13 protein-coding genes and 1 pseudogene are annotated in these 21,652 nt (G+C 66.1%); 11 read left to right on the top strand and 3 right to left on the bottom strand.

Annotated features, from left to right (window positions below; genetic code table 11):
* Window positions 1-76 precede the first annotated feature (76 nt).
* The gene (locus tag QC826_RS20770; RefSeq protein WP_279762256.1) at window positions 77-1,081 is read left to right on the top strand and encodes a serine/threonine protein kinase; all 1,005 of its coding nucleotides are present in this window, start codon (window positions 77-79) and stop codon (window positions 1,079-1,081) included.
* Window positions 1,082-1,235: 154 nt separating this feature from the next.
* The gene (locus QC826_RS20765; protein ID WP_279762255.1) at window positions 1,236-3,593 is read left to right on the top strand and encodes a hypothetical protein; all 2,358 of its coding nucleotides are present in this window, start codon (window positions 1,236-1,238) and stop codon (window positions 3,591-3,593) included.
* A 221-nt stretch (window positions 3,594-3,814) separates the two neighbouring features.
* On the opposite strand, the gene QC826_RS20760 is transcribed toward QC826_RS20765, so the two are convergent.
* The 3 genes from QC826_RS20760 to QC826_RS20750 all read right to left on the bottom strand — a co-directional run bounded on the left by QC826_RS20760 (window position 3,815) and on the right by QC826_RS20750 (window position 6,313).
* Window positions 3,815-4,774: a hypothetical protein gene (locus QC826_RS20760; protein ID WP_279762254.1), complete on the bottom strand. Its 960-nt coding sequence runs from the start codon at window positions 4,772-4,774 to the stop codon at window positions 3,815-3,817.
* Window positions 4,775-4,794: 20 nt separating this feature from the next.
* Entirely contained in the window at window positions 4,795-5,166 is a 372-nt protein-coding gene (locus QC826_RS20755; protein ID WP_279762253.1) for a hypothetical protein, read from the bottom strand.
* An 82-nt stretch (window positions 5,167-5,248) separates the two neighbouring features.
* Window positions 5,249-6,313 carry a DUF475 domain-containing protein gene (locus QC826_RS20750; RefSeq protein WP_279762252.1) on the bottom strand — a complete coding sequence of 355 codons (1,065 nt, stop codon included), beginning with the start codon at window positions 6,311-6,313 and terminating at the stop codon, window positions 5,249-5,251.
* A 162-nt stretch (window positions 6,314-6,475) separates the two neighbouring features.
* Between QC826_RS20750 and QC826_RS20745 the strand changes: the two genes are divergently transcribed.
* The 9 genes and pseudogenes from QC826_RS20745 (at window position 6,476) to QC826_RS20710 (ending at window position 21,477) form a co-directional block, all read left to right on the top strand.
* Complete coding sequence (locus tag QC826_RS20745) at window positions 6,476-6,898, top strand: divergent PAP2 family protein (protein ID WP_279762251.1); 423 nt, start codon at window positions 6,476-6,478, stop codon at window positions 6,896-6,898.
* 342 nt (window positions 6,899-7,240) lie between these two features.
* Entirely contained in the window at window positions 7,241-8,434 is a 1,194-nt protein-coding gene (locus tag QC826_RS20740; protein WP_279762250.1) for an efflux RND transporter periplasmic adaptor subunit, read from the top strand.
* 3 nt (window positions 8,435-8,437) lie between these two features.
* Window positions 8,438-11,649: pseudogene (locus QC826_RS20735) on the top strand (efflux RND transporter permease subunit).
* 412 nt (window positions 11,650-12,061) lie between these two features.
* Window positions 12,062-13,477: an OmpP1/FadL family transporter gene (locus QC826_RS20730; protein ID WP_279762249.1), complete on the top strand. Its 1,416-nt coding sequence runs from the start codon at window positions 12,062-12,064 to the stop codon at window positions 13,475-13,477.
* Window positions 13,478-14,003: 526 nt separating this feature from the next.
* A complete protein-coding gene (gene ltrA, locus QC826_RS20725; protein WP_279762248.1) occupies window positions 14,004-15,398 on the top strand; it encodes a group II intron reverse transcriptase/maturase in 1,395 nt (464 codons plus the stop codon).
* Window positions 15,399-15,558: 160 nt separating this feature from the next.
* Complete coding sequence (locus QC826_RS31750; RefSeq protein WP_409567679.1) at window positions 15,559-15,867, top strand: YhfG family protein; 309 nt, start codon at window positions 15,559-15,561, stop codon at window positions 15,865-15,867.
* A complete protein-coding gene (locus QC826_RS20720; RefSeq protein WP_279762247.1) occupies window positions 15,857-16,450 on the top strand; it encodes a putative adenosine monophosphate-protein transferase Fic in 594 nt (197 codons plus the stop codon). Before QC826_RS31750 ends, QC826_RS20720 begins: the two co-directional genes overlap by 11 nt.
* A 666-nt stretch (window positions 16,451-17,116) precedes the next feature.
* Complete coding sequence (locus QC826_RS20715) at window positions 17,117-21,070, top strand: RHS repeat-associated core domain-containing protein (protein WP_279762246.1); 3,954 nt, start codon at window positions 17,117-17,119, stop codon at window positions 21,068-21,070.
* Window positions 21,070-21,477, top strand: coding sequence for a hypothetical protein (locus QC826_RS20710; RefSeq protein WP_279762245.1), 408 nt, complete (start codon window positions 21,070-21,072; stop codon window positions 21,475-21,477). Before QC826_RS20715 ends, QC826_RS20710 begins: the two co-directional genes overlap by 1 nt.
* Window positions 21,478-21,652: the final 175 nt, after the last annotated feature.

The following is a 21,652-nucleotide window of genomic DNA, read 5'->3' as shown; positions in this document are numbered from 1 at the left end:
GGGCGCGCCGGGTCATTGTTTCTCGCCTGCCGGGACGCGGGGCGCGGCGCCGCGCCTTACGCCTTACAATAGCGGCATGACTATCGACAATCCCCCGGCCCAGGCGGCCCATCCCTTTTCCCAACTCGGTCCCGACTGCGTGCTCGACGCGCTCGACAGCGTCGGCCTGCGCGGCGACGGCCGCCTGCTGGCGCTCAACAGCTATGAGAACCGGGTCTACCAGGTCGGCATCGAGGACGGCGCGCCGCTGGTGGCCAAGTTCTACCGGCCGGCGCGCTGGAGCGACGCCGCCATCCTGGAGGAGCACGGCTTCGTCGCCGAGCTGGTCGAGCGCGAGATCCCGGTGGTGCCGGCGCTGACCATCGACGGCCGCACCCTGCACGAGTTCAACGGCTTCCGCTTCGCCGTGTTCGAGCGCCACGGCGGCCGCGCCCCCGAGCTGGGCGACCCGGCCACGCTGGAGTGGATAGGGCGCTTCATCGGCCGCATCCACGCCGTCGGCGGGCTGGCGGCCTACCGCGAGCGGCCCAGCCTGGACCCGGCGACCTTCGGCACCGAGCCGCGCGACTACCTGCTGGCCAACGACTTCATCCCGCCCGAGCTGCTGGCCGCCTACACCAGCGTGGTCGACCAGGCCCTGGACGGCGTCAAGCGCTGCTACGACCGGGCCGGCGCCAGCGCCCAGCTGCGCCTGCACGGCGACTGCCACGGCGGCAACGTGCTGTGGACCGACGCCGGGCCGCACTTCGTCGACTTCGACGACAGCCGCATGGGGCCGGCCATCCAGGGCCTGTGGATGATGCTGTCGGGCGAGCGGCCCGAGCAGGTGCGCCAGCTGGGCGACATCCTGGCCGGTTACGAGGACTTCTGCGATTTCGCGCCGCGCCAGTTGTACCTGGTCGAAGCGCTGCGCACGCTGCGCCTGATCCACTACTCGGCCTGGCTGGCGCGGCGCTGGGACGACCCGGCCTTCCCGGCGGCCTTCCCCTGGTTCAACACACAGCGCTACTGGCAGGACCGCATCCTCGAGCTGCGCGAGCAGGTCGCGCTGATGGACGAGCAGCCGCTGTGGCCGGTCTAACGTTGCAAGCCGGGGGCTGACCCCGGGGGGGCATCGGCCGAAATGGCGGCCTTTTCCCTCTCTCCTTGCGGCTCCGATCGCCTGTTCACTGTTTGATAATGGGCATTCAGAAGTCCCGGTGCGTGCCGGGGCGTATCCATAAGCGAGAATTCCCATGCAAGCACAACTGGCCCAGCGCGAAGGCGCCACCCTCACAGTCGCATTTTCGGCCGACCACGCGCCGGAGCAGCCGCTGCTGGAGCAGCCGGCGCCGCTGCCGGGCCGTGCCGCGATGGAGATGAAGGCGATCCAGGAGGCCATCGCCCGCGTCGAGGCCGAGGCCAAGGCGGCCTGCGCCGCCGAGAGCCGGGCCCACGCCGAGAGCCGCGCCCGCGCCCTGGCCGAGGACCGCGCCGCGCTCGACGCCGCCGCCGCCGCCGTCGCGCTGGAGAGCGCCCAGGCCTCGGAGGACGCCATCGTCGCCAACCGCGACCGCCTCGAATCGCTGCGCGCCGCCGCCCAGGCCAGCATGGCCCGGCTGGAGGCGGTCAAGCAGGAGACCGCCGAACTGCGCGCCCGCACCGAGACCGACACCCAGATCCGCCTGGCCGCCGAACAGCGCTCCCGCCAGGAAGAGGAAAGCCGCAAGCGCGCCAGCGAGCAGATCGCCGTCGAATCCGAGCTGGCCGAGCGCGCCGCCCGCGCCGCCGAGGAATTGCAGGTGCATACCGAACAAGCCCGCCTGCAGGCGGTCGAGCGGGTCGCCGCCGTGCAGGCGGCCAAGGACGAGATGGTCGGCATCGCCACGGCCGACGCCCGCGTCGCCACCATGGCGCGCGAACGCGAACGCCACGCCTACGCCGCGCGGCAGACCGCGCAGATGCTCGAGCAGGCCGAGGGCGAGGCGCTGGAGCTGACCATGCAGCGCGAGCGGGCCGACCAGGTCGCCCTCGAGTCGGCCTTCAACCGCGCCGCCGCCGAGGTGCGCGCGTTGGAGGAGGCGCGCGCGCTGGCCCACCTGGAGCAGGAACGCGAGCAGATCGCCCTGGCCCAGGCCGAGTCCGAGCGCAGCGCGGCGCAGTCGCTGCACCTGCGCCTGCAAACCGAAAAAGAAATCCGCGACACGGCGGTGCAGCGCGAGCGGATGGAGAAGGTGGCCGCCGCCGCCGCCCAGGCGCGGCGCGACGCCGACGCCCGCATCCTCGCCGCCACCGAGGCGCGCATCGAGGTCGACCGCCAACTGCGCGCCGTGGCGCTGGCCCGCGTCGAGGCCGAGCAGGACGCCGAGCTGGCCACCCACGCCAAGGTCGAAGCCGAATCGGACGCGCTCGACCAGCTCAAGCTGCGCCAGGCCGCCGACTACGCCGCCGCCGAGGCGGCCCACGCCGACAGCGCCGAGCAGCAGCGCGCCGCCCACCTGGCCGAGGAGCGCGCCGCGCTGGCGCGCGAGGCGGCCGCGCTGGCCGCCAGCCAGAACGAGGCCGAGCAGCGCGCCGTCGCCGTGCTGGCCGAGCAGACCCAGGCCCAGCGCGAGGCCAACGCGCTGGCCGAACACAAGGCCGCCCAGGCCGCCGCCGCGCTGGAGGCCGAGCGCGCCCGCGCCGCCGCCGAGCAGCAGGCCCTGGCCGCGCTGAAGGAGAAGCTGGCCGCCGAGCAGACCGCCGCCGCCGCCGCCGACGCCCGCGTCGCCGCCGAACAGCAGCAGATCGCCGCGCTGCGCCTGCAGCGCGAGGCCGAGGACAAGCTGCGCGCCGCCAGCGAGCAGGAGGCCGCCGCCACCCGCATGATGGCCGACCAGCTGGCGCTGGAAGGCGAACAGAAGGCCGCCGCCGCGCAGGCGCTGGCGGCGCAGGCCCGCCTGGCCGTCGAGCTGGGCGAGGTGCAGGCCGAGCGCAGCCGCCTCGAGCAGGACAAGGCCGCCGCCGCCGCCGCGTTGCTGCAGGCCGAGCGCGACTTCGTCGAGGCCGAGCGCGCCACACTGGCGCAGATCGACCAGAAGCTGGCGCAGCAACGCGCCGCCACCGCCTCCGAGCAGCGCGCCGCCAAGGCCATCGCCGGCCGCCTGGAGGCCGAGCAGCAGATCGCCGCCGCCGCCCAGGCCCGCGCCGCCGCCGAGCAGGAGCAGACCAACGCGATGGCGCAGCGCGCCGCCGCCGAGCAGGCCGCGCTGCAGGCCGCCGCCGACAAGACGAGCGAACAGAAGGCCCTGCTGGAGACGGCCCAGGCGCACGCCGCCATGCAGCGCAAGGTGGCCGACACCACCGCCGCCATGACGGCCGCCAAGCACAAGCTGCTGGCGCTGGAGACGCGCCGCCTGCAGGCCGCGCAGAAGGCGCTGGCCGCGCTGCAGGCCAAGGTCGAGGCCGAGGACAGCGGCTGCACCCAGGCCGAGCAGGGCGCCCAGATCGCGCTGCGCGCGGCGGCCCGCGCCAAGGCCGAACGCGAGCAGTCGGAAAGCATCACCCGCGAGGTGATCGGCCGCCTGACCCAGGTGGCCGAGTCGGCCGGCGCCGTCTGGCGCGCCCGCGCCTGAGTCCGGCCGGGTTCCTCCGTGCCTTTCCATCGCTTGCCGGCGGTGCCGGCAAAACCCCACGGCACAACCTGGGGTCAGACCCAGCGGGTCTGACCCCGGCTCTTCGCCGCAGGGGTTTGCCAGCATCCCCGGCGCCTTGACACCTCCCCCAAAACGACAAAGCCGGCGCGAAGCCGGCTTTGTCGTTTCCACCGCCGGCGTCGGGGCCGGCAACACGGGAGCTAGAAGGTGGTGCCCAAGCCCAGCAACAGCACGTCGGCGTCGCGGTGGTAGTCGGTGATCACGCGCTGCATCAGTACCTGGCCGACGATGCGCTTGTTGAAGTGGTAGCGCGTCGCCACCGACAGCAGGCCGGCCAGGCGCGACTGGCGCCCCGGCACGTCGTGCTGGTCGATCACGCCGTACGGCCCGAGACCCATGCCCAGCTCGATGTTGTTGTTGAGCGAGCGGATCAGCCAGGCCTGGGTGGCCACGCCGGCGCGCCGGGTGCGCGCCGTGGTGCCCTCCTTGAGGCCGGTGACGGTCCAGTCGATGTACTTGCCGACGGCGCGGCGGTACTCGACGCTGTAGGCGTGCGACTGTTCCGAGTTCAGGCTGTTGACGATGGCGCGCCCGCTCAGCAGCGTCACCGTGTCGTCGGTCGAGGCCTCCTGCAGGTGCAGCTTGTTGCCGCGCACGCCGTCGAAGCGGTAGCCGAAGCCGACCAGCAGCTGGGTGGTGGCCTCCTTCTCGCGCGGCAGCACGCGGTTGACCTGCACCTGGGTGTACCAGCGGTTCTGGTGGTGGTAGGTGGCCTGCACGCTGTAGATCGGCGCCCAGCCGTGGTCGTTGCTGTAGCCGGTGGCGGTGCGCGCCGTGTCGAAGTAGTAGTCCTGGCCGGCGCCGACGCCGAACGACAGGCCGTCCTGGTTGATCTTCGAGCGCAGCCAGACCTGGCCGGCGGCGCCGTCGCGGTGGTGGTTGGGCGGGTGGCCCTCGTTCAAATAGGTCAGGCTCAGCGCCAGGTAGTCGCCCACCGGGTGGGCGTAGGCGACGGCGACGGCGAAGCTCTTGTCGCCGCTGTCGCCGACGCGCAGCTGGCCGGCCTGCACCGAGACGTCCTGGGCCTGCAGCGCGCCCGACAGGGCGAGCAGGGCGGCGCCGACGGGCAGGGCGGCGGTGTTGCTGATGGTGAAACGCATTGCGGGTGCATCCAATCTTGTTATTGTGAAATTTGTACGCGGCTGATGAAGTACTCGGTCTCGCCGAAGCAGGAGCCGGGCACGCCCTTGTGCTGCTCGTAGCTGAGCAGCACGCGCTTGCCGGTGGCGGCCGCCAGCTGGCGCGCCACCTCGTCGTCGCGCACGCTGAACTCGAACTTCTCGGGGATGGCGCCGGGCATCGAGGAGAGCAGGATCTCGCCCTCCCAGGTCTTGCAGACCCAGCCGCGTTTGGAGAATTTTTGCAGGTAGCCGGCCCGCTCGCCCTCGGAATAGGACATGTGCAGGGTGAGCCAGGCGTAGGCGCAGAACAGCAGCAGGGCGGCGGCCAGCAGGGCCAACAGGGATAGGACGAGGCGTTTTGGAATAGTCATGGGATAGGTGGTTGGGGGCCGTGGCCAATGCGCCAATATTAGCATTGGATACGGCCCGGGATGGGCCGGCTTGCTACGAATCTCAGCCGTGCAGGCGGCGGTGGCGCACCGACGACCACAGCGAGACGGCGATGAAGGCCACGCCGGACAGGCCGGTGAACCATTCGGGCACGTGGTATTTGACGCTGGCCAGCATGATCAGCGCCAGGATGCCGATGGCGTAGTGGGCGCCGTGCTCCAGGTAGACGAACTCGTCGAGCGTGCCCTTGTGCACCAGGTAGACCGTCAGCGAACGCACGAACATGGCGCCGATGGCCAGGCCGAGCATGATGATGACCACGTCGCTGGTGATGGCGAAGGCGCCGATCACGCCGTCGAAGCTGAACGAGGCGTCGAGCACCTCCAGGTAGAGGAAGCCGCCGATGCTGCCGCGCGCCACGCTGGCGATGACGTTGCCGGGGTTGGGGCCGGCGCCGCCGGCCGTCTCGGCGGCCTGCTCCGGCTCGTCCTCCTCGAGCAGCTCGCCGATCCAGCCGACCGCCAGGTAGACGGCGACGCCGAGCACGCCGGCCGCCAGCACGCTGTATTTCTTCGCCTCCGGCACCAGCGCCACGCAGCCGAACACGGCCACCACGGCCAGCAACACGGCCAGGCTGTCGGTGCCGTGCTGGTTGACCTTGCGCTCGATCCAGCCCAGCCAGTGCAGCTGCTTGCCCTCGTGGAACAGGAAGCTGAGGAAGACCAGCAGCAGGAAGGCGCCGCCGAAGGCCGCCACCTCGGCGTGGGCGCCGGTCAGGTGGGCCGAGTAGATGTCCGGCGTGGTGGTGGCCATGGTCCACACCTCGACCAGGCCGAGGTCGGTGGCGACCGAGACGATCAGCAGCGGGAACAGCAGGCGCATGCCGAACACCGCCACCAGGATGCCGACGGTGAGGAAGAGCTTTTGCCAGAAGGCGTTCCAGTGGCGCAGCACGGAGGCGTTGACGACCGCGTTGTCGAAGGACAGCGAGACCTCCATCACGCCGAGCACGGCGGTGATCCACAGCGCCTGGACCAGGCCGGCGCCGCCGCCGTGGCTGTAGCCCCACCAGCCGGCCAGCGCCATAAGAATCGCCGTGACGGCGAAGGAAACTCTGAAATGCTGCATGTGTGATCCCCGAAAGTAGATGGTTAAGCGCTAAAACGGCTCATTTTTGTCATCGCGCCAATTTTATAGTACTTGCTTGGGCCGCAAGGAGGCGTTCTGCGATAATTGCGCCTCGATATTTCGCCGCCGCCCACACCGCAACCCGGACACAAGGACACACCGATGGACCTCGCCTACCTGCTCACCCCGCTGATCACCTGGATCACCGTCGGACCGATCAAATTCCTCATCAACAGCGCCAAGGCGCGCCAGTGGGCCTTCAATCTGGTCGGCAACGGCGGCTTTCCCAGCAACCACAGCGCGGTGGTCTCCAGCATGGCCACCCTGATCGCCCTGCGCGAGGGCATCTCCCATCCGGCCTTCGGGGTCGCCGTCACGCTGTGCTTCATCGTCGTCATCGACGCCAACAGCCTGCGCCAGCACGTCGGCAAGCAGGCGGCGGCGATCAACCGCCTGGCCAAGGACGGGGCCGGCCACCACTGGCTGCGCGAGCGCATGGGCCACACCGTGGTCGAGATCTGCGGCGGCCTGGCCACCGGCGTCGCCATCGGCCACCTGGTGTTCGCCCTCTTCGCGCGCGGCTGAGACCGGCCCGCCGCGGCCCCGATCCTCATGCCGCCAAGCTAAGCCCCCCCCCCCGGCTCTCCGCCGTCGGGTGGTGTTGTAGCCGCCGGCGTCCTCCCCCCCGCCATCGCGGGCGGTGTTGCAATTGCGCAACACCGCTCCGCCGCCGTGCCGCCCCGGCCCGGCGCCCGTTCCGCCGAATGCATTCTGTCCGCCGATACCGCAACTCAGGCCCGCAAAGCGGCGTTCCGTCGAAGGCGGATTGACGCTGCGGGCGCGCTCGGGGATACTCTGGCGCCTGTAGACTTACCAAATCAATAAAATTCCAATAGCACCGCCGTCCCCTACCTCTCGGAGATTTTTATGTTGCGCAAAACCCTGCTCGCCCTCGCCGTCGCCTCAGCCCTGGTCGCCTGCGGCAAGTCCAAGGAGCCGGAGCACGCCGCCGCCCCGGCCGGCGCCGTGGCCGGCAAGACCGGCAAGGACGGCAAGGACGCCGCCCCGGTGACCCTGGCGATCGCCGCCGAGGATCTGCTGACGGTGCAGAGCAACGCGCTGGCCTCCGGCCCGGTGATCACCGGCTCGGTGCAACCCGAGCGCAAGGCCGATTTGCGCGCCGAGGTCGGCGCCGTGGTGCTGCAGGTGATGAAGGAGAACGGCGAGGCCGTCAAGAAGGGCGACCTGTTGGTGCGCCTGGACGAGACCTCGATCCGGGACGCCCTCAACTCGGCCGAGGAGGCCACCCGCGCCGCCCAGCAGACCATGGAGCAGGCCGAGCGCATGCTGGCGCGGCAGAAGACGCTGCGCGCCTCCGGCATGGCCTCGACCCAGGCGCTGGAGGACGCCGAGCTGCGCCGCAACACCGCGCAAAGCGAGGTGGTGGCGGCCAAGTCGCGCGCCGCGCAGGCGCGCCAGCAACTGAGCCGCACCGGCGTGCGCGCGCCGTTCGACGGCATCGTCAGCGAGCGCAAGGTGTCCAACGGCGACACGGCGCAGATCGGCAAGGAGTTGATCAAGGTGATCGACCCGGCCAGCATGCGCTTCGAGGGTCTGGTGTCGGCCGACAAGATCGGCCTGGTCAAGGTCGGCCAGCCGGTGCGCTTCCGCATCAACGGCTACCCGGGCCAGGACTTCATGGGCAAGGTCAAGCGGGTCGACCCGTCGGCCAACGCCGTCACCCGCCAGGTCGAGGTGCTGGTCGCCTTCGCCGAGCAGGGCCTGCCCAAGGTGGCCGGCCTGTACGCCGAGGGCCGCATCGAGGCCGAGAGCACCGACGCGCTGATGATCCCCGACTCGGCCCTGGTGCAGAGCGGCGACCAGTCCTACACCTGGCGCGTCGACGGCAAGAAGCTGAAGAAGGCCGTGCTGGTCATCGGCGCGCGCGACGCCCGCAGCGGCCAGTGGGAGGTGCGCAGCGGCCTGGCCGCCGGCGACAGCGTGCTGCGGGTGCCGAGCGCCAGCATGAAGGACGGCCAGGCCGTCGAGATGAGCGCGCGCAAGGTGGTGGCCTCGGCCTCGGCGCCGGCCGCCGCCGCCGCCGCACCGAAAGGAAACTGAGCCATGTTCTTATCCGATTTTAGTATCAAGCGGCCCATCGCGACGATCGTGCTGATCGTGGCGATGATGTGCCTGGGCCTGCTGGCGCTGAAGAAGCTGCGGGTCAACCAGAACCCCGACATCGAGGTGCCCTTCATCATCGTCAACGTGCCGTATCCGGGCGCCTCGCCCGACACGGTCGAGCGCGAGGTGGTCAACCGGCTGGAAAAACCGCTGCAGGCGATCTCCGGCGTGACCCGGCTCGACAGCACCGCCAACGAGGGCTCGGCCGAGATCTTCATCGAGTTCGCCTTCAAGAAGAACCTGATCGAGGCCTCCGACGAGATCCGCAACGCCATCGCCTCGGTGCGCTACAAGCTGCCCACCGAGATGCGCGAGCCGGTTTTGCAGCGCATCGACCCGGCGGCCCAGCCGGTGATGCAACTGGCCCTGTCGTCGACCGCGCAGAGCCACGCCGCCATCTCGCGGCTGGCCGAGGACACCTTGGCCGACCGCTTCCGCGCCATCGACGGCGTGGCCACCGTCAACGTCAGCGGCGCGCTCAAGCGCGAGCTGTCGGTGCTGCTGCGCGCCGAGAAGCTGCGCGAGTACAACGTCTCGGTGAGCGAGGTGGTCACCGCGCTGCGCAACCAGAACACCAACGCGCCGGTGGGCAAGGTGCGCGGCGCGATGGACGAGAAGGGCATCCGCCTGGTCGGCCGCATCGAGTCGCCGGCCGAGTTCGAACAGGTGGTGGTCAAGCGGCGCGGCGAGGAGATCGTCCGCCTGGCCCAGGTGGCCGGCATCGCCGACGGCTTCGCCGAGGTCAACAGCGTGAGCATCCGCAGCGGCAAGCCCAACGTCGGCATTTCGGTGAGCCGCTCGCGCGACGCCAGCACCGTCAGCGTCGCCGCCAAGATGCGCGAGCTGGTCAAGGAGATCAACGCCACGCTGCCGCCCGGCACCATCCTGCAGGTCACCCGCGACGGCGGCGACGAGTCGCAGCAGAGCCTCAACAACGTCATCGAGTCGCTGGTGTTCGGCGCCGTGCTGACCATCTTCGTGGTGTACGCCTTCCTCAACTCCTGGCGCTCGACCCTGATCACCGCGCTCAGCCTGCCGACCTCGGTGATCGCCGCCTTCATCGCCGTCTGGCTGTGCGGCTTCACCTTGAACTTCATGACCCTGCTCGGCCTGTCGCTGGCGATCGGCGTGCTGATCGACGACGCCATCGTGGTGCGCGAGAACATCGTGCGGCACATGCAGATGGGCTCGGACCGCCGCACGGCGGCGCTCAACGGCACCGCCGAGATCGGCCTGGCCGTGGCCGCGACGACCTTCTCGATCATCGCCGTGTTCATCCCGGTGGCCTTCATGCCGGGCATCTCGGGCGAGTGGTTCCGTCCCTTCGCGCTGACGGTGACCTGCTCGGTGCTGGTCAGCCTGGGCATCTCGTTCACGCTCGACCCGATGTTGTCGGCCTACTGGGGCGACCCGGCCGACCACCACACGGCCAAGAAGGGCTGGCTGGGCAGCAAGCTGGACCGTTTCAACGCCTGGTTCGACCGCCAGTCCGACCGCTACGGCCGGGTCATCGCCTGGGCGCTGCACCACCGCCGCTGGATGGGCATGATCGCCGTGGCCAGCTTCGTCGGCGCGCTGGCGGTGCAGGTCAAGTGGGGCGGCACCAGCTTCCTGCCGGCGGCCGACCGCAGCACCATCGCCGTCGACGTGCGCACGCCGCCGTCGAGCAGCGTCGAATACGCCCGCCTGAAGATGGAGCGTGTCGCCGAGCTGGCCCGCGCCATCCCCGAGACCAAGGACACCAACTCCGGCATCAGCGCGGCCGGCGGCCGCGTCTACCTCGACATCGGCAAGCGCAACACCCGCAAACGCAGCGCCTTCGAGATCGGCGCCGAGCTGCGCGAGAAGCTCAGCCACCTGGTCGGCGCCGAGTATTCGGTGGTCGACGACCTGGGCAACCAGGGCAAGCAGATCCAGATCGAGTTCACCGGCGCCGACTCGCGCAAGCTGATGGAGCTGACCAACGCCTACATGGCCAAGCTGCGCGAGGTGCCGGGCGCGGTCGACGTCGGCCTGTCGCAGCAGGGCCCGAAGAACGAATTGCAGATCGAGCTCAACCGTGGTCTGGCCAACTCGATGGGCATCTCCGTCAACGACGCCGCGCAGGCGCTGCGGGTGGCCTTCGCCGGCGTCGAGGTGGGCGACTGGGTCGACCCGACCGGCGAGTCGCGCGACGTCGCCGTGCGGCTGCACCCGGACGACCGGGTCAGCGCCGAGAACATCGAGCGCCTGCCGATCGCCGTCAGCGGCAGCAACCAGATGGTGCCGCTCGACCAGATCGCCACCATCACCATGGGCAGGGCCCGTCGACCATCGAGCACAAAAACGGCAAGCGGGTCGTCACCGTGTCGGCCAACGCCCAGGGCCGCTCGCCCGGCGAGGTCAGCGCCGACGCCATGAAGCTGGCCAAGTCGATCGACTTCCCGCCCGGCTACGGCCTCGACCTGGGCGGCGACGGCAAGAACCAGAACGAGCTGTTCACCGAGATGGGCCTGGCCCTGGTGATGGGCATCGGCCTGATGTACCTGATCCTGGTGATGCAGTTCGGCTCGTTCACGGCGCCGGTGGCGGTGATGCTGTCGCTGCCGTTGTCGCTGATCGGCGTGGTGCTGGCGCTGCTGGCCACCAAGAGCACCCTGAACCTGATGAGCTTCATCGGCATCATCATGCTGATGGGCTTGGTGGCGAAGAACGCCATCCTGCTGCTCGACGCGGCGCGCAAGCGCGAGGCCGAGGGCTACGGCCGCGAGGACGCGCTGATGTACGCCGGCCGCATGCGCCTGCGTCCCATCCTGATGACCACCTTCGCGCTGATCGCCGGCATGTTCCCGGTCGCGCTGGGGCTGGGCGAGGGCGGCGAGTTCTACCGTCCGCTGGCCATCGCCATCATCGGCGGCACCATCACCTCGACCATCCTGACCCTGCTGGTGGTGCCGACCTTCTACGACAGCATCGAGATCGCGCGCGACCGCGCGCTGGCCAAGTTCCAGCGCCGCAGCGAGCGCTGGCACGTGCTGCCGGCCTTCTTCGTCACCTTGGGCGAGGCGGTGCTGGCGCTGCTGCTGGTGCGCCTGGTCTACCGCCTGCTCAAGTGGGTGGTGTTGAAGCTGAGCGGCCGTGGCGGCAAGGCCTTGGCGCCGGGCGCCGTGTAGGGCGGCAAGTGAACGCGCCGGACTGACGACGGCGCGGCGCGCCGCCGTCGACCCAAACAGGCCCGCCTAGCGTACTAGTCGGGCCTGTTCTTTTTCACCCCAAGCCGGCGACGCGCAAGCCGGCAAGGCGGGCATTGGGACGGCGCCAGGCTTGCATGACGCTAGCCCGGCGCCGCCGCGCGCCGGCCAAGGGGCGCGCCCGGCCCGCGCACGGCCCAGCGGGGTGTTTTTGCACAGAATTTTCTATTTCCGACTAGCATGATATTTAGTGGCCGCACTCTACAATCTTAGTTTATAAATGTAGTAAGCTGCTGGCCATCCAGCGCCGCTCATGGCTTCCGCCAGCCTGCGTCGCGACACTGGAACCAGACCACCTGGCACATATAAGCCAATCCTATAAAGTGAGACTAAATTGAAACAAAAGTACCTGCCCCTGCTCGTCGCCGCCGCGCTGAGCGCCATGTCCGCCAGCGCGCTGGCCTCCGGTTACCGCTTCGGTTCGCAGAGCGTCACCGCGCAGGGCGTGGCCGACGCCAACGCCGCCGAAGCCAACGACGCCTCGACCATCTTCTACAACCCGGCCGGCCTGTCGCGCCTGGACGGCATGCAGATCAACGGCGGCCTGACCGTGGTGGTGCCGCACTCGACCTACAACGACACCGGCTCGACCCGCTTCACCAAGACCCCGGTCGGCGGCACCGGCACCAAGGACTACGCGCCGGAGTCGGTGGTGGCGCCGTCGTTCTACCTGAGCAAGAAACTGAACGAGCAGTGGAGCGTGGGCATGGGCATGTTCGTGCCCTACGGCGCCAAGCTGAACTACGGCAGCACCTGGACCGGCCGCTACGCGCTCAACAACATCAAGCTGGAGGCGATCGCGCTGAACCCGTCGGCCTCGTTCAAACTGAACGAGCACCACGCCTTCGGCTTCGGCGTCACCGCCGAGCACATGAAGGCCGAACTGGGCCAGGCCGTCGACGTGCAGGGCTCGGTGATGGCGCTGGCCGGCTCGGCCACCGGCAAGCATCTGGCGCAGCAGATCGCCGCGCTGGGCGGCAACCCCGCCGTGCTGGCCCAGCCGATCAAGGATGGCCGCGCCGAGAACAACGGCAAGGACTGGGGCTACGGCTTCAACCTGGGCTATATGTTCACGCTGGACCAGGCGACCCGCTTCGGCATCGCCTACCGTTCGTCGATCGTCCACAAGCTGAAGGGCGACACCACCTGGGACTTCAGCGGCATCACCTCCGACGCGATCACCAACGCCGTGCTGGCCAAGGCCTCGCGCAAGGTCAACTCGGCCGCGCTGGTGCAACTGCGCACGCCGGAAACCCTGTCGGTCAACGCCTTCCACCAGTTCGACGCGAAATGGGCCGGCATGGCCGACGTCACCTGGACCCGCACCGCGCGCATGGGCGAGCTGCACATCGAGTTCCCCGGCACCGGCGAGGGTGACGAGGTGATCCGCCAGAACTGGAAGAACACCGTGCGCGTCTCGCTGGGCGGCACCTACAAGTACAACGAGGCGCTGACCCTGCGCAGCGGCGTGGCCTACGACCAGGCGCCGGTGGCCAGCGACGAGCTGCGCCACCCGGCGCTGCCGGACAGCGACCGCGTGCAACTGTCGTTCGGCGCCAGCTACAAGCTGAACAACAATTCCACCATCGACCTGGCCTACAGCTACCTGAACTTCAAGGACGCGCGCACCAACTACACCAACAATTGCAGCCCGCTGGGCACCACCTGCACCGGCAACGGCGAGACCACCCGTGGCCTCTACCAGACCCACCTGCAACTGCTGGGCGTCGCCTACAACTACAAGTTCTGATCGGCTGGTTCGATCCGTTCCGCACAGAGGGCTTTGGCCCTTTTTAGTTTACCGCCCGCCGCACAAAAGCCTCGCCTTCGCGAGGTTTTTTTATGGTGCGCCCGGCAGGGCGCACTCACTTGGAGGTGGAAGTCCTCTATTCGCCCGACAAGGGGAAGAATTAGCTGAACGGCAAGGGTGTCGTGGGCGACTGCGAATCTGGAGGAAGCCGAAGGCAAAGCGCTGGCCTGACGAACAGGAAGCGGATACGAGGCGGCGTAGCCGGGCAAGGCGTCCGTTATCGCCAAAGCCCAATACTTGTACGGAAGGCTACGACGTATATCCGACAGGCATAAGCGTGAAGGTGAGTGCGCAATACCCGGGGAGATCTGCATGTGTGCCTTTGTGCTACCGACATCGCGAGGTGTCGGGACGCGCATGCAGAAGTCAGCAGATGGCATAGTAGGTCAAGGCCAAGGCGGTGAGCCGACGAGAACCTGACTGAAGGCCTGAACATTGAACAACGCGATTAGGACATTCGACCTCGATGCAAATCGACGACGCGACAAGGCAGGCAACTGCGCCAGACACGGAAAGAGGCGACCGGATGTCGTCAACGGCTGTGCCCGGTGCCGAGATTGGCACGGCGGCGGATGGGCAAACGAAAGCGGAGGGACTGCGGCAGATGGACGCCGTGGTTGAACGTCACAACCTGTGGCGAGCGTATGAGCGGGTCATGCGGAACAAGGGTGCGGCAGGAGTCGACGGACTCACCGTGGCCGACTTCAAGGCATGGCTGCAACAGCACTGGCCAAGCGTCAAGGTAGCACTGTTGTCGGGCGAGTACATACCTATGGCGATACGCAAAGTGGAGATACCGAAGCCAAACGGCGGGGTACGGATACTGGGCATCCCGACGGTACTGGACCGACTGATTCAGCAAGCGCTGCTGCAAGTTCTGCAATCAGAATTCGAACCTGAATTCTCCGACCATAGCTACGGGTTCCGACCGGGCCGCAATGCATGGCAAGCGGTGCAACGAGCGCAAGGCTATATCGGGGAAGGCCGCCGCTGGGTGGTGGACCTCGATTTGGAGAAGTTCTTCGACCGCGTCAACCACGACATCCTGATGTCGCGAATCGCACGCAAGGTCAAGGACGAACGGGTCCTGAAGCTGGTTAGGCGTTACCTGGAAGCGGGCATGATGTCTGACGGGATCGTCAGCGCGAGAACGGAGGGCACGCCGCAAGGCGGGCCGCTGTCGCCGTTGCTGTCGAACATCCTGCTGACCGATCTTGACCGCGAGTTGGAACGTCGAGGGCACCGCTTCTGCCGCTACGCCGATGACTGTAATATCTACGTCAGGAGCGAAATGGCAGGGCAACACGCGATGGCTGCGATTACCGACTATCTGGAGTGTAAGCTTAAGCTTCGGGTGAACCGGGAGAAAAGCGCCGTGGCGCGACCTTGGACACGGAAGTTCCTCGGTTACAGCTTTACTTGGCATAAGCAGGCTCGTCTGAGAATCGCTGACAGCAGTCTGATGCGATTAAAAGACAAGGTTCGGGACATCGTCGCCGGGAACGCCTCGCGCAACCTCGTCGCCACGATCAGCGAACTCAATCCTGTGCTACGTGGCTGGACCTCGTACTTCCGGCTGACCGAGGTGAAAGGTGCGCTGCAGGACTTGGACGGATGGATTCGCCGCAAACTGCGCTGCCTGCTATGGCGTCAATGGAAGTATCCGGCGACCCGTAATAGGCGGCTGCAAACCCGCGGACTGGACGCCATGCGAGCATGGAAATCGGCGAGCAATGGTCGTGGCCCATGGTGGAACGCCGGAGCGAGCCACATGAACGCCGCGTATCCAAAGAGTTTGTTCGACGCGCTAGGGTTGGTTTCGCTGCTGGACACCCGGCAGCGCTTCCAGTTTGTTAAATGAACCGCCGTATGCGGAACCGCACTTACGGTGGTGTGAGAGGGCGGCGAGGGTAACTTCGCCCCCTACTCGATGCCACCGACTTAGCTGTTGCCGGCCTCTGGCAAACGCGCCGACGTATGAAAAACCACCCGGGCCGGAAATTCCAGCCGGATGGTTTTTTATGAAACCGCACGATCCAGCTAGCTGGGCAGGTTCGCCGAGCCGGCAAAACCACACCTTGCAGCGTCCGTCCAGCGACGCGTTAGACAGGCCTATCAGGTACAATCTCCATGGGCTGACGCACCTATCGCGCGGGAGTATTGATATGTTGACAAATGAAATGAAACGCCAGGTCTTCCTGAAATTGCGTGCCGAGAATTACCGAGCCAGTCTGCGCCTCGAAGGCCTGGTTCCACGCACGGTAGGCGCCGGCAAGCCCGCCGCCGAGACCACTGCGGCCCCCCCCCTCGAGACCAAGCATGTCCGATAAGTATGGAACGGGCCAGGATGGGCAATACTGCTATCCGGACTCCGACGTACTAATCAACAAGCTTGGCCTCACCGACGGGGACGCCCTGGAGGCGACTGAGATCGAGCTGACCCAGGCCCGCATCGACCAGTACGAACCGGACTTCGACGACATTTCCCTGTCGGCCCTGCGGGCGATTCACCGCTATCTGTTTCAGGATCTGTATGACTGGGCAGGTGATCTGCGGACGGTCGACATCAGCAAGGGCACCACACGATTCGCGAACGTCAGCCGCATCGAGCCGGAGGCGGACAAGCTCTTTCGGCAACTCGCGCAGGAAAACTACCTCACTGGTTTGACGCGCGAGCAATTCGTCGCCCGCCTGGCGCACTTCTATTGTGAACTCAACGTCGTTCACCCTTTCCGCGATGGCAATGGACGCGCGCAGCGGCTGCTGTTCGAGGTGATCAGCATTAACGCCGGCTTTGAGCTTCGTTGGGAACCGATCAGCCGAGACGAATGGGGCAACGCCAATATCGCCGCATCCAATTGCCGGCTCGAATTGCTGACCGTCCTCTTCGATCGCGCGCTCACACCCATCTGAGCACGATGCCGGACGCTGGAGAATTTCCTCGCGGACCATGGACTGTTACGCAGTAACGCCGGCCATATCGTTAAGGCCGAGTTCGCAGCACGACGATCCCGCACCGTCACCAACTTCATCGCCATCGCCTATTTGCGCATGGCCAAACTCAAACACCTGCCGGACAACCCGCTGCGCGCCGCCGTGCCGCGCGAGTTTGGCGTTACGCGGTATGCCGCCTGAAGTCAATTTCCACTGGAAACGGCATAGAGCCGTTTTTTATGGCCGCCGACAAACCCCGTTTCCAATTGATAGCGACCACGCAAGAATAAACGGTAGGGCCAGATTCATCACTATCACGCAGTTGGTAAAAAAACCTTATTGCTTTTAATTTAATTTCGGAGCAGACTCAGGCAGGGAATCATCACACGGACCAGTTTAAATTGCGCTAGTTAGGATGAACACATGTCGAATATGAAGAAAATGCGTGGGCTACGAAGCGTCGGGAAAATTATTGTTCCGCTATTCATATGCGGTCCAGTGTTTGCGCAGGATATTGTCGACCTTGGTCGGCATTTCGTTTTTGGTGAGCGTCCCATTCGGGACCCGATTAGGTACACTAGTGTATTGATTAAGGGGAACTATAATCGTTTGCTTTTGAATGACGGTGGTGCTCAGGATGGCGGTATGGGATCGGCGAACATGGCCGACAACGCCGTCGAAAACACCAAACCTGCCGAATGTGGCAATCCAACGACCAAACACCCGGTCATCGTCGCCACGGGAGAAAAATACAAGAACGAATTGGATTTTTCCGCCGGTAGCGAGTACGGCCTCGTTTTGTCGCGCACCTATCGCAGCAAGCAGGCGGTCGGGGGCATGTTCGGCGCCAACTGGTTGTCCAGCCTGGAGCTGCCCAAACTGGGCTTCACCTTCGAGAACTGCAACAGAACGCCATTGGGCGACTGCGTCCCGGTAAGCGCCGCCTTTACCGATGCCGCCGGTGCAAAATATATCTTTGACTATGTCGCCACCGATGGCGACACGCGCACCTACTCCTACAGGAACGAAAATGCGGCCGCCGGCGAGCTTGAATACAACTTTGGTCGAGGTTGGGTGCTTTATCGGAACAAGAAGGACTACTCCTATTCAAACCGCGGCTTGATCGAGAAGGTGACGGACAATTCTGGTGCGGAAAGCCTGCGCTTCGAATATGATAAAACGACCTCGGTGACCCGCCTGGCGCAGGTCAGCAACGTGCTGGGGCAGTCGGTGCAATTCACCTATGGGGCGAACGGCAAGGTCAGCAAAGTCAACGACCCGAGCGGAAAAATCTGGTCCTACGATTACAATGCCAACGGCATGCTGACCACGGTGACGTCGCCCGCGAACGGCCTCGGCACACCGGCCGACGTTCGCAGCTATCACTACGAGGACAGCGACCCCACGCTGCTGACGGGAATCTCGCTCAATGGCGTGCGCTACAGCACCTACCGTTATTACGCCGACAAGCGGGTCAGTGAGAGCGGCCTGGCCGGCGGCGAGGAGCTTGAACGTTTCGTCTACGGGCCGACTTATACCCAGGTGCGCGACGCCAGGAACCAGAAGACAGAATATTCCTTCGAGACGGCGGGCGACGCCAAGCGGGTGGTGCAAATCACGCGCGACGGCACCACCACCTGCCCGTACGCCGCCGCCACGACGCGCTACGACGGCAATGGCAACCTCGACTACACCGTCGATTGGGCGGGCAACAGAACCGAGTACGACTACGATGCTGAGGGCAGGAAACTGTCGGTCACCTACGCGGCGGGCTCCACCGCCAAGTCGACCGTCGCCTATAAATGGAACGGCGACGATATCGTGGAGGCCGAGTATCGCGACTCCTCCGGGATTGCCTATCTGCGGTCGAACTACGTGTATAAAATTACCTCCATCGCCTACGGCCGCCTGGAAAGCGCGACGACGACCGATCTGGTCAGCGGCGAACGGCGCAGGATCGAGTACGCCTACGAGTTCCACCCGAACGGCGCCATAGCGCGCCGGCAGCTCACACGCGTGCTGGCCGGCGGCAGCGAAACCGAGGCCATGGCCTACGACAGCTGGGGCAATCGGACCAGCTATGTCAACCGCCTGGGCCAAGCGGTCTTCTGGGCGAACCACAACGGGCTCGGCCAGCCGGGAACGTACGTGGACCTGAACGGCGTCAACACCGACTATACATACGACCCCAACGGCAACCTGCGCACGGTCACCGTCAAGCTGCCGACAGGCAACCGGGTGAGCAAGCTGGCCTACAACCACGACCACCAGCTCACCGACATCGTCTATCCCGACGGCACGGCGCTGCACCAGCGCTACACCGCCAGCGGCAGGGTCGAGTATGTCGGCGACGCCGAACTCAAGTACGCGCGCACCGCGATCGACGTGGCGCAGAACAACGTGCGCCAGAATTCCGAGCGCAAAGTCCCCACCCTGAGCGGCGGCACGCCGGTCGGCGCCACGTCGGGCGAGTTCAGCACCAGCACGGCGCTCGACTCCCTGGGGCGGCCCTATACGGTGAGCGGCAACAACAGCCAGCGGGTGGAGTACCGCTACGACGCCAACGGCAACCTGCTGTCCCGCACGGACGCCGAGGGCCACGCCACGGTGTACGAGTACGACGGGCAGCAACGGCTGGTGAAGGAGACCGCGCCGGACGGCGGAGTGACGCAGTTTCACTACGACGGCGCCGGCAACCTGGAATGGGTGCGTGATCCGCGCCCCTTGCAGACCAGCTTCACCTACAACGGCTTTGGCGACAAGCTGAGCCAAACCAGCCCCGACACCGGCCTGACCAGTTACCGCTACGACCTGGCCGGCCGCGTCGCCAGCGAGACGCGGGCCGACGGCAAGACGGTCGCCTACGGCTGGGACGCCCTGAACCGGATGACCTCGCGCAGCGGCGGCGGCCGCACCGACAGCTTCGTGTACGACCAGGGCGCCTACGGCCTGGGCCACCTGAGCTCGATGAGCGACGCGACCGGCCAAACCGTCTACACCTACAAGGCCGACGGCCAACTGGCGTCGCAGGCGACGACCATCGTCGCCAACGGCGCCGGCAGCAGCCACACCACCTCCTGGACCTACGACGCCGCCGGCCGGCCGCAGACCATGAGCTATCCCGCCGGGCTGGTGTTGACCTACGGCTACGACGGCTACGGCCGCCTGGCCAGCATCGCCAGCAACCTCGGCGGCACCTGGGCGACGCTGGCCAGTTCCATGCTCTACCAGCCGGTGAGCGGGACGCTCTTCGGCTGGAAGTTCGGCAACGGCCTGCCGCGCCTGGTGACGCTCGACAACGACGGCCGCATCAGCCAACTGGCCGGCGGCGCCGTCCACAAGCTCGACCTCGGCTACAACCGGGCCGACGCGATCAACTCGCTGACCGACGGCGCGAACCCGGCCATGAGCGCCACGCTGGGCTACGACGCGGCGACGCGGCTGAACGCGGTGCAGCGCGCCGGCGACGCGCAGGGCTTCGGCTACGACCCGGCGGGCAACCGCAACAGCCAGAGCCGGAAGGGCGTCAACTACACCGTCACGCCGGACGCGCAGAGCAACCGCCTGGCCTACTGGGGCGGCGGCGGGGCGTCGCGCAGCTTCGCCTACGACGCGGTGGGCAACCTGGCGGCGGAGACGCGCCAGGACGGCAGCCGCGGCTACACCTACGGGCCGTTCAACCGCATGGACCGGGCCTATGTCAACGGCGCCCTGGCGGCGGAGTACGGCAGCAACGGCTTCGACCAGCGCGCCTACAAGGTGGCGGCGGGCGTGGCCACCAAGTACGTCTACGCGGCGGACGGCCGGCTGCTCGCCGAGGTGGGCGCGCAGAGCACCAGCTATGTGTGGTTGGGCGGAGAGTTGCTCGGCATCGCGCGCGGCGGCCAGTTCTACGCCAGCCACAACGACCAGCTGGGCCGGCCGGAGGTGTTGACCAACAACGGCGCGGCCGTGGTGTGGCGCGCCGAGAACGCGGCGTTCGACCGCCGCGTGGCGCTCGACAGCGTCGGCGGCTTGAACCTGGGCTTCCCCGGGCAGTATTATGATGGCGAGACGGGGCTCTGGTACAACTGGCACCGCTACTATGACGCCGCGCTGGGGCGGTATATCCAGAGCGATCCGATCGGGCTGGCGGGTGGTGCCAACACCTATGCCTATGTCGGCAGTAATCCGGTTAGTAACGTGGATCCCATCGGACTAGCGAAGATGATCCTGTTACCTACCACAGATGGAAATTATGCGGCAGCTGTCGCGGCACCAGACGTGGTGGGCCAACTAACGATTTTCGCGCATGGGAATCAACAGCGCGTCAACGGGATGAATGCAGCGGCGTTAGCAAGCCGCATTAAGGAGAGTGGAGTGTGGAACGCGGGTATGTCAATCAAGCTTGATGCGTGCAACACTGGCAAAGGAGATTTTAATATAGCAAAAGATCTGTCGGCGAATTTGAATGCGACTGTAATAGCACCTACTGCTCGTACGCTCACTTCTGGAAAGACGGATATGGGTGTGTGGCATTCGGTAAATATTCCTTGGACCGAGCTTACGGTTCCTCTCTTTCCAGGGAGTTGGAATGTCTATACTCCGGGAGGGAAGTAATGGGCCGGGCGCGGAAAATTATAATAGGACTTTCTCTGCTGGCGGTGGCCGGGGTAATTTTTTTACTTCTAAGATCGGACTGCGGTGACGATGCCGATCCGCAAGAAGTGAAATTGATTGAAAGGGCATTTGCAGGGGAGCTGGAGGCTGTATCCGCACTTTCTGCTTTGGGTAAGCAGCGAGGAATACCAGCAGAAGAGGAATACTGGGCACTGAAGGGAGCTCTGCTTGGTGACTTAGGCTTTCAAAAGGAATATGTTGAGTTTTTTCGGATGCGCTTTAGTGAAACTCAACGACAACGAATTATACAGATCATAGAGGAAAAGCGCGCAATGCCCGGCGCGCCATGTTTGCTAGAGATGATCAAGGCAAACCTGGATAAACCACCGCCGTGCGCGCAAAGGTAAATGCGCGTGGTCAGGGCCAGTGACCACATTAATGCATGGATCGGGGACAGTGCCAACTGGTACTTACTGAACAGCGTTCTTGCCGGGACTATTTTGATAGGGACAATGTCGGTGCTGCACAGCCGACTCAGTCGGTAGCAAACGCAGTCCGTACGTAACCCCGAGAGCTGCCGGG

Origin of the sequence: Rugamonas sp. DEMB1, from assembly GCF_029834475.1 — a bacterium.
Lineage (GTDB): Bacteria > Pseudomonadota > Gammaproteobacteria > Burkholderiales > Burkholderiaceae_D > Rugamonas > Rugamonas rubra.
This window is presented reverse-complemented; position numbering and strand designations above follow the sequence as displayed.